Annotated in this window: 11 protein-coding genes; 7 read left to right on the forward strand and 4 right to left on the reverse strand. The window is 40.0% G+C overall.

Annotated features, from left to right (window positions below; translation table 11 throughout):
* The 6 genes from K6G87_RS14960 to K6G87_RS14985 all read left to right on the forward strand — a co-directional run.
* Window positions 1-1,512 (forward strand): TaqI-like C-terminal specificity domain-containing protein (locus tag K6G87_RS14960; RefSeq protein WP_296838986.1); only part of this gene is annotated, 1,512 nt, incomplete at its 5' end.
* Window positions 1,513-1,548: 36 nt separating this feature from the next.
* On the forward strand, window positions 1,549-2,577 hold the full coding sequence (locus K6G87_RS14965) for a CPBP family intramembrane glutamic endopeptidase (RefSeq protein ID WP_296838989.1): 1,029 nt from the start codon (window positions 1,549-1,551) through the stop codon (window positions 2,575-2,577).
* Between the two features lie 26 nt (window positions 2,578-2,603).
* Window positions 2,604-4,889 (forward strand): helicase-related protein, encoded by a 2,286-nt coding sequence (locus K6G87_RS14970; RefSeq protein WP_296838991.1) that lies wholly within the window; start codon window positions 2,604-2,606, stop codon window positions 4,887-4,889.
* A 255-nt stretch (window positions 4,890-5,144) separates the two neighbouring features.
* The gene (locus K6G87_RS14975; protein WP_296838994.1) at window positions 5,145-5,639 is read left to right on the forward strand and encodes a flavodoxin family protein; all 495 of its coding nucleotides are present in this window, start codon (window positions 5,145-5,147) and stop codon (window positions 5,637-5,639) included.
* Window positions 5,640-6,278: 639 nt separating this feature from the next.
* The gene (locus K6G87_RS14980) at window positions 6,279-7,766 is read left to right on the forward strand and encodes a sensor histidine kinase (RefSeq protein WP_296838997.1); all 1,488 of its coding nucleotides are present in this window, start codon (window positions 6,279-6,281) and stop codon (window positions 7,764-7,766) included.
* Window positions 7,744-8,433, forward strand: coding sequence for a response regulator transcription factor (locus K6G87_RS14985; RefSeq protein ID WP_296839000.1), 690 nt, complete (start codon window positions 7,744-7,746; stop codon window positions 8,431-8,433). The genes K6G87_RS14980 and K6G87_RS14985 overlap by 23 nt, the downstream gene beginning before the upstream one ends.
* A 187-nt stretch (window positions 8,434-8,620) precedes the next feature.
* Here K6G87_RS14985 and K6G87_RS14990 read toward each other — a convergent pair whose 3' ends face one another.
* The 4 genes from K6G87_RS14990 to K6G87_RS15005 all read right to left on the reverse strand — a co-directional run bounded on the left by K6G87_RS14990 (window position 8,621) and on the right by K6G87_RS15005 (window position 11,932).
* Window positions 8,621-9,589, reverse strand: coding sequence for a glycoside hydrolase family 43 protein (locus K6G87_RS14990; protein WP_296839003.1), 969 nt, complete (start codon window positions 9,587-9,589; stop codon window positions 8,621-8,623).
* Between the two features lie 38 nt (window positions 9,590-9,627).
* The gene (locus tag K6G87_RS14995; RefSeq protein WP_442863374.1) at window positions 9,628-10,698 is read right to left on the reverse strand and encodes an undecaprenyldiphospho-muramoylpentapeptide beta-N-acetylglucosaminyltransferase; all 1,071 of its coding nucleotides are present in this window, start codon (window positions 10,696-10,698) and stop codon (window positions 9,628-9,630) included.
* Between the two features lie 83 nt (window positions 10,699-10,781).
* Complete coding sequence (locus K6G87_RS15000; protein ID WP_296839008.1) at window positions 10,782-11,030, reverse strand: TIGR03905 family TSCPD domain-containing protein; 249 nt, start codon at window positions 11,028-11,030, stop codon at window positions 10,782-10,784.
* A gap of 206 nt (window positions 11,031-11,236) precedes the next feature.
* Complete coding sequence (locus K6G87_RS15005; protein WP_296839011.1) at window positions 11,237-11,932, reverse strand: hypothetical protein; 696 nt, start codon at window positions 11,930-11,932, stop codon at window positions 11,237-11,239.
* 335 nt (window positions 11,933-12,267) lie between these two features.
* Here K6G87_RS15005 and fba point away from each other — a divergent pair.
* On the forward strand, window positions 12,268-13,116 hold an 849-nt coding region (gene fba, locus K6G87_RS15010), incomplete at its 3' end, for a class II fructose-1,6-bisphosphate aldolase (RefSeq protein WP_296839013.1).

Below are 13,116 nucleotides of genomic sequence, written 5' to 3' on the forward strand. Positions count from 1 at the left end.
CTAAGAGACCTTGGAAGCAGGAAGAATGCCGGATCCTACTACACGCCTACAGATATAGTCATTAAATCCGTAGAGAATTTAAAATATACTAACTCTTCATCAAAGTCTATTACAGATAAAAAAGATCCTTGCAGCATCCAAGTCCTTGATCCATGCTGCGGAAGCGGCAATTTCCTTATACAGATGCCTGATCTCATAAGTCCTTGTAACATATATGGCTGCGACATAGACCCTGTCTGCGTATGCCTTGCAAGGATCAATCTTGCGCTCAAATACGGCCCCGAATACGCAAACGAATTCAAAAAGAATGTTAGATGTGCTAATTTCCTTAAATCAGAGCTTTCAGATATTTTTGCCCCAAAAGATATGGAACCTGACATCATAATAGGCAATCCTCCGTGGGGATTTGATTTTAGCATGGAAGATAAAAAGCTCTACAAAAGCCTCTATAAGACAGCAAAGGGCAAAGGCACCGAATCCTATGACATATTTACAGAAAAGGCCATATCCTGTCTTAAAGAAAATGGCCGTCTTTCCTTTGTGCTTCCGGAAGCTTCACTTACGGTAAAGCTTCACAATGCTTTAAGGGAGATCATCATATCAAATTGCAATATTACATATCTTGCATATCTTGGTAATGTGTTTCATAAAGTTGCCTGCCCTTGTGTCATACTACAGCTTCTAAAGACAGGCAGGATGCTCGAGACTAAGGGATTGATAGTTGATAATCTTACAATGTCCCCAGATAAAGATACACCGAAAATGCCTTTGGTAATAGGTACAAACAGAAAAGTAAACAGCGACAAACTAAGCTTTTATACTGATGATGAGGAATATGCCATACTTGAAGCCATGTCATCTTTAAAGCGCTGTACTTATCTAAAAGATAATGCCACCTTTGCTCTTGGTATAGTCACAGGTGATAATGACAGGTATATTAAAGAGACTCCTTCAAGGCAAGCCGAGATAATCCTTAAAGGAAGCGATATATCAAGATATTATATTTCAAAACCAGGCAGATATATCGTATATAAGCCCGAAAGCTTCCAGCAGGTTGCTCCAAAAAGCATATACAGGGCAGATGAAAAGCTCTTTTACCGCTTTATAAGTAATGACCTTATATTTGCATATGACAATGAAGGGCTCTTATCGCTTAACAGCTGCAATATACTTATCCCAAGAATACCAGGGCTTAGCATCAAATATATAATGGCCATTCTAAACTCATCCTGCGCAAGGTTCTACTATAAGAAGAGCTTTAACTCGGTCAAAGTCCTTAGATCTCATCTTGAGCAGATCCCTATCCCTCTTGTAACCAAAAATGAGCAGGACAGGATCGTATCACTTGCAGACAGAATCATCCAAAAGGCCCCTTCTATATATAAAGATATAGATAAAGGGTCCCCAAATGACATAGAAGTAAGCCCTTTGTATGAAGAGCTTGATGCCATGATATCTTCTGTATACGGCCTTACGCCATCGCAGCATAAGCGCATTAATGCTAAAATGTAGTGAAGTAAACAACTTTAATATGATTATGAGGTTTTCATGAACGATTACAATTTAGAAACACCATATATTCCGGATGAAGTGAGAATAAGCAGAGGACGCTACAACTTCTCTGCAGTATCTTTTTGCCTTTTTGCCTTCGGAATCATTGCAATTGCCATTCAGACTCTGTTTATATATATACTTGCTGCTATTGCAAATCATTATCCACAGATAATCGATGCAAGCTGGCTTAATTACATACTTATTCTGATACCAATGTATTGCATAGCCTTCCCCCTTTGCATACTTTCATTTAAGCTTGTACCAAAAGCTCCTCCAAGAGATGAGAAGCTTTCTTTTGGCAGTCTTATATCTTACTTCGTGATGATGGTCCCTGTTACTCTCATCCTTAACTATTTAAGCATTGTACTTGCAGCTGTACTTTCAGACGGCTCAGCAACCAACCCCCTAAATGATATAGTATCTGATGTTAATATCTGGCAGATACTCACAGTTGTCATACTTGGACCAATTGTTGAAGAGACCATTTTCAGAAAGCTGATAATCGACAGAACAAGACAATTTGGCGAAGCGCTTTCAATAATATTCTCTGCACTATGCTTTGGCCTCTTCCATACCAATGTGTATCAGCTCTTCTATGCATCTGCGCTTGGACTTCTGCTTGGCTACATCTATACCCGTACAGGCCGCATAAGATACAGCATCATCCTTCATATAGCCTTTAATTTCTGGGGATCAGTGATACCTCTTAAAATGGCTGAATTTATAAACGAAGATCTTCTTAACAAGATATCGGAAAACGCTGCCAATCTGCAGGATGTCCTGACTAACAGTGAACTTATCAGCATTTCAATATACTTTATATATATATTTATTGAACTTGGTATGTTCATAGCAGGAATAATCTTATGGATCATATTTATCAGCACAAAGAAATTCCGCCTTCACCCAGCACCAATGGAGCTTCCCAAGGGCAGCCGGTTTAAAACAGCCTTTATAAATCTTGGCTTTATGTTCTTCTTTGCATACTGCATATATGGCACTATCAAAGCCTTTCTAAACTGAATTTATACCCGTATGAGGTTTTTTTTATGAAAAAAATACGAAGCAGCTCCGACAATAAAACTCTTGATAAGGTCCTGGTACAGGCCTCCGATAATGAAAAAAATGACAGCATAGAAAAACAAGCTAAAGCAAATGACAGTGAATCTCTTGAAAGTACATCGCCTTCAACTTCCAATAGCTCTCCTGCTTCCAATAGCTCTCCTGTTTCTAATAAAAAAAGACGCCACAAGAAAAAGAAGAAGACAGGCACTCCTGACCAGCTCGTAGAAAAAGAACTCTTTGGAAAAGCCGTATCCTATGTAGAGAAAATGGACCCTGCTGAAATAATCCTGCAGGATGAAGATCTCTTAAAAGACTTAAAAGCAGAGCTTGAAAACTATTTTAAGACAAGCAAAATTACCTATTTTAAGTCAGAAACACCTGTATCGAGCGATAACTACTCCGTATTTCTCGAACAGCTCGAGAAAAAGAGTATGATAATACTTTTAAACAGGCAGCTACGCTATACCCTCTATCAGCTGATGGAAGACAAGGTCATAGAATCCTCAGAAGCTGTCAGGAAATATCTGGATTCCTGCCAGACGCCAAAGCAGTCACGCCGCATCAGAAAGCTCATCAAAGCCCGCGTCTACAACAGAGTCATGGATCCTTGTTTTAACATGATAAGCGCATCCTATACTATAAGTGATATAAGGAGCCTTCTTCTATTAAATCCGCGCTATCATGACTTTGAGCAGAATATGAGACAGGAAGAGTCTGCTGCCCAGCTTCTTACAGCTAATATACTAAAAGAAATACCCGATTACTATCCTGACCTTTACCCGTCTGCAAGAAGGATGAAAAGACACTTCATCCTTCATATAGGCCCTACAAACTCAGGTAAAACCTACGATTCCATAAAGGCTCTTGAAAGAGCTGCTGCCGGAATATATCTTGGACCACTTCGCCTTCTTGCACACGAAGTATACGAAAAGCTTACAGCTGACGGCATTCCATGCCGTATGAAGACAGGCGAAGAAGATATAGCTCCTGAAGTTAAAAGTCACCAGGCTTCTACCATAGAGATGCTTGATAGCACAAAGCATTATAACGTGGCCGTCATCGACGAGATACAGATGATAGCTGACAGGCAGCGCGGCCGCATGTGGACAGCCGCTATCCTTGGCGTATGCGCAGACGAAGTCCACCTATGCGGCGCAGTTGAAGCCAAAGACATAGCAATAAAACTCATAGAAGACTGTGGCGATACCTATGAAGTCATAACCCACGAAAGATCTACACAGCTTGTTGTGGAGAAAGGACATTTCTCCTTCCCTGATGATGTACAGAGTAAGGATGCTCTTATAGTTTTTTCCAAAAGAAATGTACTTGCATGTGCAGCTGAGCTTCAGGGAATAGGCATCTCCTGCAGCATCATCTACGGTGCCCTCCCTTACGACGTTCGTAAGGAAGAAGTGCGCAAGTTCACAGATGGAGAGACAAGCGTAGTCGTTGCTACAGATGCCATCGGAATGGGTATGAATCTGCCCATCAGAAGAGTAGTATTTCTTGAGTCCGAAAAGTTTGACGGAATGACCAAGCGCCCGCTTCGCACGGAAGAGATACTTCAGATAGGTGGAAGAGCCGGAAGACGGGGCCTTTATGATATAGGTTATATTAATGCAGAGTTCCGTAAAAATCTTATCAGGAACGCTTTTAAAACTGCGCCTGAACCAATAGAAAAGGTAGCGCTTCCATTCCCCGAGTCTTTGCTGGGGCTTGAAGGCAGCCTTTCCGATATCTTCACAAGATGGGGAAGCATACAGCAAAGTAATGATGCCTTCAACCAGACAGATCTGTCTGTTGAGATCAAATTGTGCCGCTTCCTCGAGCAGAAGACTGATGATAAAGAGCTCATCTACAAGTTCATCACCATGCCCTTTGATGAGGATAATATTAATCTTTTTAGTATATGGGAAGAAATGGCCGACTGCGAGATTGCCAATGAAATATTTGATTACAGGCGCTTTATCCCTGAAATATCAAAGACAACCTACAATGCCGAAGACCTCTCTTTTCTTGAGGAGAATTATCAGGTATGTGATCTTCTGTGCTACTATCTAAACCGCTTTGGAATGCCGGAAGAATATGATGAAGTAAGCGAAGCAAGATCTTATATTGCAGTCAAGATCATGGAGGTATTATCCAAGCAGGAACTCATAAAGAGAAAATGCAGAAGCTGCGGCAGGCAGATCAAGTGGAACTCACCATATAATATCTGCAACGAATGCTACGAAAAGCACATGAGATCCCCCTTCTACGGAGGATATTAAAAGCTATATACTTAAGCTCAGGAAAAGATATCAATTATATAAAGGTAAATCTTTTAGATATATTTTTTCCTGTTCTAAGTTTAAAGTAAATATTTATAAATGGTTAAATATTGTTACACAAACATGAGTTGTATATATTATTGTTTTCGTATATTATAGTTTTACGCTTTATTTAAATTCTATATTTCTAATATAAACACCGTAGGGGACGATTAAATCTATAGTGGCGGCATCGCCGCTAAGATCGAGGTTATTATGGGTGAAAACAGCAATAAAACTTTGATGGTTTATTATTCATTTGAGGGGAATGTTGAATATATAGCAGAAAAGGCCAAAGAATACCTTGACCTTGATCTTGAGCGTCTTATACCTGATTCAGAGCCGCCCAGAAAAGGACTTGGCAAGTTCCTTGCTGGCGGTCACAGTGCTCTTTTTAATAAGCTTCCCAATCTTAAAGCGCTCGATCACAACTTAAGTGATTACGACCAGCTTATCATAGCTTCACCTGTATGGGCCGGCACTTATACTCCTTCTATAGGTGCATTCCTTCGTGACAACAAGATCCAGGGAAGACGAATCTATCTTATAGCATCTTCTGCAAGTGGCAATGCTGATAAAATGCTCCTAAAGCTTGAAGATGCACTAAAAGGCAATAATGTTGTGGAAACTCTGTCACTTCAAAATCCTCTTAAGGATCCTGAAGGCACAGCTACACTTATACAAAATTTCTGCCACAGAATCTCAAACTGAATTATTACAGACAATAGCGAACGGCACCGATGGGGTAACATCGATGCCGCTCTTCGTTAGGGGTTAAGTGATTGGTGTTGTAACTGTAACATAACCAGTAGTTGTCATATCCTAAAGATGTCGTTAGAAGACCAAAGTATGCGATGCATAAGAAGTCGTGTCTTCTTCCATGATGCCTTAACTTGCTGCCTTGTCACAGATTACATAGGGATGATATATGGTAAAATTCGGATCGGGTAAAATCCGAATGTATACCCTGTTGGTTTAATGTATACTAATAATATACTATTACATTTTTATTAAAAAAGTATCTTTCTTGATATTATTTAATATACTTTAGCAAATTGAGTATTTTCAACGTTTCTTGTCGTTTCCTCTTGCCTACGACAACTATATTACAACATTTGAAATAGTTTGTCTAGTAAATATTTCAAAATTGTTACATTTGTTTTTTGAGTCTCCCAAAAGCCCGAAAATAAAGGGTTTTATGACCCTGCAAAAACATTTTTTCCTACTTCCAAATCAATAAAAATCTTTTTATAAGTATTTTATTATCATTTCACGGATTGTTCAGAGTGATAAGTTACCACAATATAATTAAAATGTTATACTTATATTATATGAAAGGATAGCTTTAATATGCGTTTAAAAACAAAGCTTACAATAAGTGCAATAACTATGGTACTGCTGCCTTTGTTTCTTACCACCATGGCTTTTCTTGTCATTGGCGGTTTAATGAACGAAGGTAATACAAGAAATCTTATCTCAGATAATACCAGGTATACCAAGATAGCTGACAACATCTTCGAGCAGCTAAATGCTGATACTACGAATAATCCTGATATTATTTTAGACAAATCCTACCTCGATAAGATCAACGAACAGCTTCTTATTGAAGGCGGATATGTGATCGTGAGACAAGGTAGTGATACTATCAGTTATAATGGTTCTACTAATGATGATAACGATCTAACCTTAATATTACCTGAATACGGAAGCGAAACTGATCATCTTAGCGGATTTTTGTACAATGATGAGAAGAAACTGATAAGGCAGTATGACTTCACTTTATCTGATGGAACAACAGGATCTTTGTTCCTTGTATTTACTTCTCAGACCTTGATAGCTCCAAGATTTTTCAAATATTTGTTCTTCTCCATGTGCTTTATATTACTACTTACTTCTATAATCCTTACTGCATGGACAAGAAATGGCATATTTAAGCCGGTTGGCGAGCTCAATATAGCAATGCAGAAGATCAAGGACGGCAACTTCGATTACAGACTCAACGACTCAACCGAAAAGGGCGAATTTGGGGAAATGTACCGCAACTACGAAGACATGAGACTTCGCCTCAAGGAATCCGCCCAGGAGAAGATAGAACACGAGCAGCAAAACAAGGAGCTTATCCGTAACATCTCCCACGATCTCAAGACACCTATTACCACTATTAGAGGCTATGCAGAAGGTCTTATGGAAGGCGTTGCAACAACTCCTGAAAAGCAGCAAAAGTATCTCAAAACAATATATAATAAAGCTATTGATATGAATAATCTTATCAATGAGCTGACACTGTATTCATCAATTGATAATAACAGGATTCCTTATAACTTCAGGAAACTCAATGTCGCAGACTATTTTGGAGACTGCGTAGAGGAAGTTGGAATGGATATGGAAGGCAGAGGCATCAAGCTCAACTATTCTAATCTGACAACACCTGATACAATAGTAATAGCAGATCCTGAACAGCTAAAGCGTGTCATCAACAATATAGTTTCCAACTCTGTCAAATATATGGACAGAACAGATGGCAATGGCCAGATTGATATAAGGATCCTTGATGAAGTTGATTCCATAAGGATCGAAGTTGAAGATAACGGCCGAGGCATAGCCCAGAAGGACCTTGCCAATATATTCGAACGTTTCTACAGAACCGATTCATCTCGCAATTCCAAACACCAGGGAAGCGGTATCGGTCTTTCTATAGTCAAAAAGATAATAGAGGATCATGGCGGTTACATTTGGGCGACCAGTCATGAAGGTGAAGGTACGACAATGCATTTCGTACTTCGTAAATACTCAGAACCAGCAACAGGAGGATATGATGAGCAAAATACTGATAGTTGAAGATGAAGAAGCAATCGCTGATCTTGAAAAGGATTATCTGGAACTTTCCGACTTTGAAGTTGAAATAGCAAACAGAGGAGATGTAGGCCTTCAGAAAGCCCTTTCTGAAGATTATGACCTTGTAATTCTCGATCTCATGCTCCCGGGCATGGACGGATTTGAGGTCTGCAAGCATATTCGTGAAAAGAAGGATATGCCAATCCTTATGGTATCAGCCAAGAAGGATGATATAGACAAGATAAGAGGTCTTGGTCTAGGAGCAGATGACTATATCACAAAGCCCTTCTCCCCTTCAGAGCTTGTAGCACGTGTTAAGGCCCACCTTTCAAGATACGACCGCCTTGTAGGATCAGGCACTACCAAGAATGATGTCATAGAGATAAGAGGTCTTAAGATAGACAAGACTGCAAGAAGAGTATACATTGACGGCGAAGAGAAGAGCTTTACAACCAAGGAATTCGATCTTCTTACCTTCCTTGCAGAAAATCCCAATCACGTATATACCAAGGAAGAACTCTTCAGAAAGATCTGGAATATGGACTCTGTAGGTGATATCGCGACCGTAACAGTTCATATCAAGAAGATCCGTGAAAAGGTAGAACTTGATACCTCTAATCCTCAGTATATAGAAACAATCTGGGGCGTTGGATACAGATTTAAAGCTTAATAGTTCGTATTATAATGATCAGGTACGAATTATAATGATCAGGTACAAATCAAAAGCTTAATAGTTCGTACTATAATGATCAGGTACGGATCAAAAGTAAAATACTAATAATAAAGGCAGCCAGAAAACCCATCACCTAAAGGTAATGGGTTTTCTGGCTATCTAATTATAAAGGATTAACCACTCTTTATCTGGAATAATGATTCTTAATACGCTCGTACTCCTCATCAGTTATAGGCATTACTGTTCCGTGCTTAAATCCATAAGGGAAAGAAAACTTTTGATCACTTCTTACAAAGCAGCCTGTTGCAATATCATCAGCAACAAAAGGTACATAGCCCTGCTCCTCCTTAATAGGAGTTCCATAGAAGTCGAGCATTACGCACCACTTGCCATCAGCCATCTTAAAGCATGTAGGAGCTTCGTACTGACCTTTTTCAAGTTTTAACATCTCCTTGTCAAAAGCAGGCATGTTCTCCCAGCCATTATCTTCTGCAAGTCCGCTCTCATTCTTTATTTCAAGACTCTTTGATCTCTCAAGATAGATATGGCCTTCTCCTGTATTCCATTTGATAAAGCGGTAATACCAGCCCTTATCATATACAATGTTGGAATCGATTATCTGAGTTCCCTCTCTTCTTGCAAAAAGCTGAGGTTTTGAATAAGTCTCAAAATCAGATGTCCAGGCACAGTAAATAGCCATTCTGCGGTCCTTATCACCCTTTTTGACAGAAGACCAGTGAACCATGTACTGGTCCTTGTCTTCATCGAAGATGATATCAGGAGCCCACGCACATCCAAATGTATCATCAACAACTCTTACAAGCTTTTGTTCTGACCAGTTAATTAGGTCATCTGACTTCCAAAGTGACAGATAAGGGCTTCCCTTCTGGTTGACTACATCCCAGCTGCCTTCATACTTGCCATTAAAGTGATTGGCAAGAGAGAGGTCAGTTGCAAGGATCACGAACTTGTTGTCCCTGGTTCTTGCTATGCAAAAATCCCTTACACCTTCATCTCCCATTTTGGACCAAAGAACAGGTTCGCCGCCGTTAACGCTCTCCCACGTATAGCCGTCTTTGGATAATCCGAAGTATACCTGCTCTCCGTCAGGTGTTGTCTTTTCTTTAAAATGCGCGAATAAATATGCCCCCATATAGCCCTCCTGCTATATTATTTATGATGTTTTATGACTTACTTACCTGCAGCTTCCTCGATAAGAGACATGATCGTATTAGTTGCATTCCTCTGACCTGAACCTGTCATTCTAGCCATATACTGGTCTCTGTTCTCATATATCTCATGAATCTTCTCGACAAGTATATCTTCATCAAGGTCCTCACTTAAGATAACCTCTGAAAAGCCCTGCTGCTCAAATGACTTTGCATTTAACACCTGATCTCCTCTTGAGTTCTTGCTTGAAAGCGGAATCAGAAGATTGGGCTTATGAAGAGCAAGAAGCTCACAAATAGAGTTGGCGCCGGCTCTTGATACTACGATGTCCGCAAGAGCAAAAAGATCTTTAAGTTCAGCTTTGACATATTCAAACTGCTTATAGCCTGGAATATCCAGACGCATATTGTCCATCTTGTCCTTGCCGCAGATATGTATCACATTAAAATAAGGAAGTATCTTGGGAAGCGCTTCACGTACCACTTCATTAACAGACTGCGCACCAAGGCTTCCGCCAATCACCATAAGAACAGGCTTTGAATCTGTAAATCCGCAAAGCTTCTTACCTTCAAGAGCCTTACCTGTCATAAGCTCATCACGGATAGGTGTACCGGTAAGAACAGTCTTATCCTTAGGAAGATACTCCATTGTCTCCGGGAAGTTACAGCATATCTTCCTTGCGGAATGTACACAGAGCTTGTTGGCAAGACCCGGAGTAAGGTCTGATTCATGAAGTATACACGGAACGCCAAGCTTTGCTGCAGCATTAACTACAGGTACGCTTACAAATCCGCCCTTGGAAAAAAGGACATCCGGCTTCTCCTTCTTAATGATCTTTCTGGCCTCTGAAAATCCTTTGATAACCCTGAAAGGATCTGAGAAATTTTTGGCATCAAAATATCTGCGGAATTTACCTGTAGAAACCCCATAATACTTGATACCATAGTCAGCAATAAGCTTTTTCTCGATGCCATCATATGATCCAATATAGATAACCTCATATCCCTTTTCTTTAAGATATGGTAAAAGAGCTAAATTGGGGGTAACATGACCCGCTGTTCCACCACCTGTAAGTACTATTTTCTTAGCCAAAATCAACACCTCTAATTTATTATATGATGCAGATGCCAAAAGAATATTCAGCATCAATAACTACCGGATAATTCCGACAGCGCTCAAGCATTTACTGCTTGTCTAAGAGCTTTGGCAAGCTGATCAGGGCAGGAAGTCTGCTTGAAACCACACTTTATACCTTCAAGTTTTGAAATAGCATCCTGAGCTTTCATTCCCTCTACAAGTCTTGATACACCCTGAAGGTTACCATTGCATCCGCCTGTGAATGAAACAGACTTTATGATATCACCGTCCATATCAAGCTTTATCTGCGTTGAGCATGTGCCTTTAGTCTTGTAAACTGTTTCCATTTAAATCTTCTCCTACTATATATCTGATGTGCCATTATTTGTCATTTTGCAATTTTTAATTGTATCACATTAGTCCTAAATATGCGACTATGAGCTGACAGATCAGCATAGCCCAAACAAAAACCCCGCCGCATGAGCGACGGGGCAAATAAGGGATTATATGAGCAAAATATCATTTCCCAAATCTGAGATTAGAGGAAGTAATATCAGCCTGCTACTACGAATACGAAGTATACGTTACCAGCTGCATCTGTTGCGATATGGCAACCAAAAGCTGATACGCTGCTATCTCCAAGTACATCCAAAGCATTTTTGTAATAAGCATTCATTACTGCTGGAGCAAGTGTTTCGTAAGGAATTCCTGAAGCATATGCTGCAGGAAGAGTGCAACATGCAAATCCACCTGTTGTATAGCTAAGACCATACTGATAGAAAAGTGTAGTCATTGTATTTGAAAGAGCGTCAACATTTCCACCTGACATGTATGTATTCATAATGTTAGTTGCAATAGAATCAAGATTCTTGTCATGTGCTACAGCGCCAAGACCTGAAGCTGCACGAAGTGTGCTGAGCTGTCCGGCTGCATAATCATGATAAGTTGTTGTAGCTGTTGTAGTAGTTGTAGTTGTTGTTGTAGTCTTTACAGAAGTTACTGCCTCACCTGCTGCTGCAGTTGCTGAAGGCTTACGGCCTTCCTTCTGTCCGTATGTAAGATAGTGATTGAGAAGTGCCTGAGCATCTGTTCCGCAAGCTGCTGCAACATCAGGATAAGTTGTTGCATAATATGTAGGATCGAACTCTGCTGCGTATGAAGTAAGAGTTGTAACTGATCCTGCGCCTGTTACGATCATTGCTGCTGCACCAAGTGCTGTTACGAATTTGATAAGCTTGTTTTTTAACATTGAATTTTCCTCCCAACGAATGGCTAAAAAAAATTATTAGTGACAGTCAAAAAATCTTTGACCATTTTCGTGTTTGCGATCTCCCTCAAACAGTAATTAGATTATATATTAAAGTTTATAAAAGTAAACACTTTTCCGACGAAATGACAATTTTTTGGGACGAACGACATATTTTTGTGTTTTTTAACGCTTTTTGGTATATTATTAATCTATATATAAGCCATTAGCAATTACCAAAAAACATTTCCATTTATTTAATGGTATGCTATAATTTCACTGTGATATTATTTTCACAATCAATTTTGAACCTGTTATTTTAGAAGGAGGATTTCATTATGTTAGTAAATGCAGCTGACATGCTTAAAAAAGCTAAGGCCGGACATTACGCAGTAGGTCACTTCAACATCAACAACCTTGAGTGGACTAAGGCTATTCTGCTTACAGCAAAAGAACTCAGAAGCCCTGTAATTCTTGGTGTATCTGAAGGTGCTGGTAAGTACATGGGTGGTTATCATGTTGTTGTTAACATGGTTAACGGACTCTTAAAGGATCTCGATATCGACGTTCCTGTAGCTCTTCACCTTGATCATGGTACATACGAAGGATGCTACAAGTGCATCGAAGCAGGTTTCTCATCAATCATGTTCGATGGTTCACACTATCCGATCGCTGAGAACATTGAGAAGACCAAGGAACTCGTTAAGGCAGCTCACGACAGAGGCCTTTCAATCGAGGCTGAAGTTGGTGCTATCGGCGGAGAAGAAGATGGCGTAATCGGTAAGGGTGAGTGCGCTGATCCTAAGGAATGCAAACAGATCGCTGATCTTGGTGTTGACTTCCTTGCAGCTGGTATCGGTAACATCCACGGCAAATATCCTGAAAACTGGGAAGGCCTTTCATTCGATACACTTGATTCTATCCAGCAGCTCACAGGCGAGCTTCCACTCGTACTTCACGGTGGTACAGGAATCCCTGCAGATATGGTTAAGAAAGCTATCACTCTTGGTGTTTCAAAGGTTAACGTTAACACAGAGTGCCAGCTTGCTTTCGCTGAAGCTACAAGAAAGTATGTAGAGGCTGGTAAGGATCTTGAAGGTAAGGGATTCGATCCTAGAAAACTTCTTGCTCCTGGCTTCGAAGCTATCAAGGCTACAGTTAAAGAGAAGATGGAAATGTTCGGTTCT

The sequence above is a fragment of the Butyrivibrio sp. genome, from assembly GCF_024699075.1.

Bases quoted from the DNA above. Each gene is read 5' to 3' on its own strand.
- K6G87_RS14990 (WP_296839003.1), bottom strand. From the start codon at position 9,589: ATGGGGGCATATTTATTCGCGCATTTTAAAGAAAAGACAACACCTGAC.
- K6G87_RS14970 (WP_296838991.1), top strand. From the start codon at position 2,604: ATGAAAAAAATACGAAGCAGCTCCGACAATAAAACTCTTGATAAGGTC.
- K6G87_RS14965 (WP_296838989.1), top strand. From the start codon at position 1,549: ATGAACGATTACAATTTAGAAACACCATATATTCCGGATGAAGTGAGA.
- K6G87_RS14985 (WP_296839000.1), top strand. From the start codon at position 7,744: ATGAGCAAAATACTGATAGTTGAAGATGAAGAAGCAATCGCTGATCTT.
- K6G87_RS15000 (WP_296839008.1), bottom strand. From the start codon at position 11,030: ATGGAAACAGTTTACAAGACTAAAGGCACATGCTCAACGCAGATAAAG.
- K6G87_RS14980 (WP_296838997.1), top strand. From the start codon at position 6,279: ATGCGTTTAAAAACAAAGCTTACAATAAGTGCAATAACTATGGTACTG.
- K6G87_RS14975 (WP_296838994.1), top strand. From the start codon at position 5,145: ATGGGTGAAAACAGCAATAAAACTTTGATGGTTTATTATTCATTTGAG.
- K6G87_RS15005 (WP_296839011.1), bottom strand. From the start codon at position 11,932: ATGTTAAAAAACAAGCTTATCAAATTCGTAACAGCACTTGGTGCAGCA.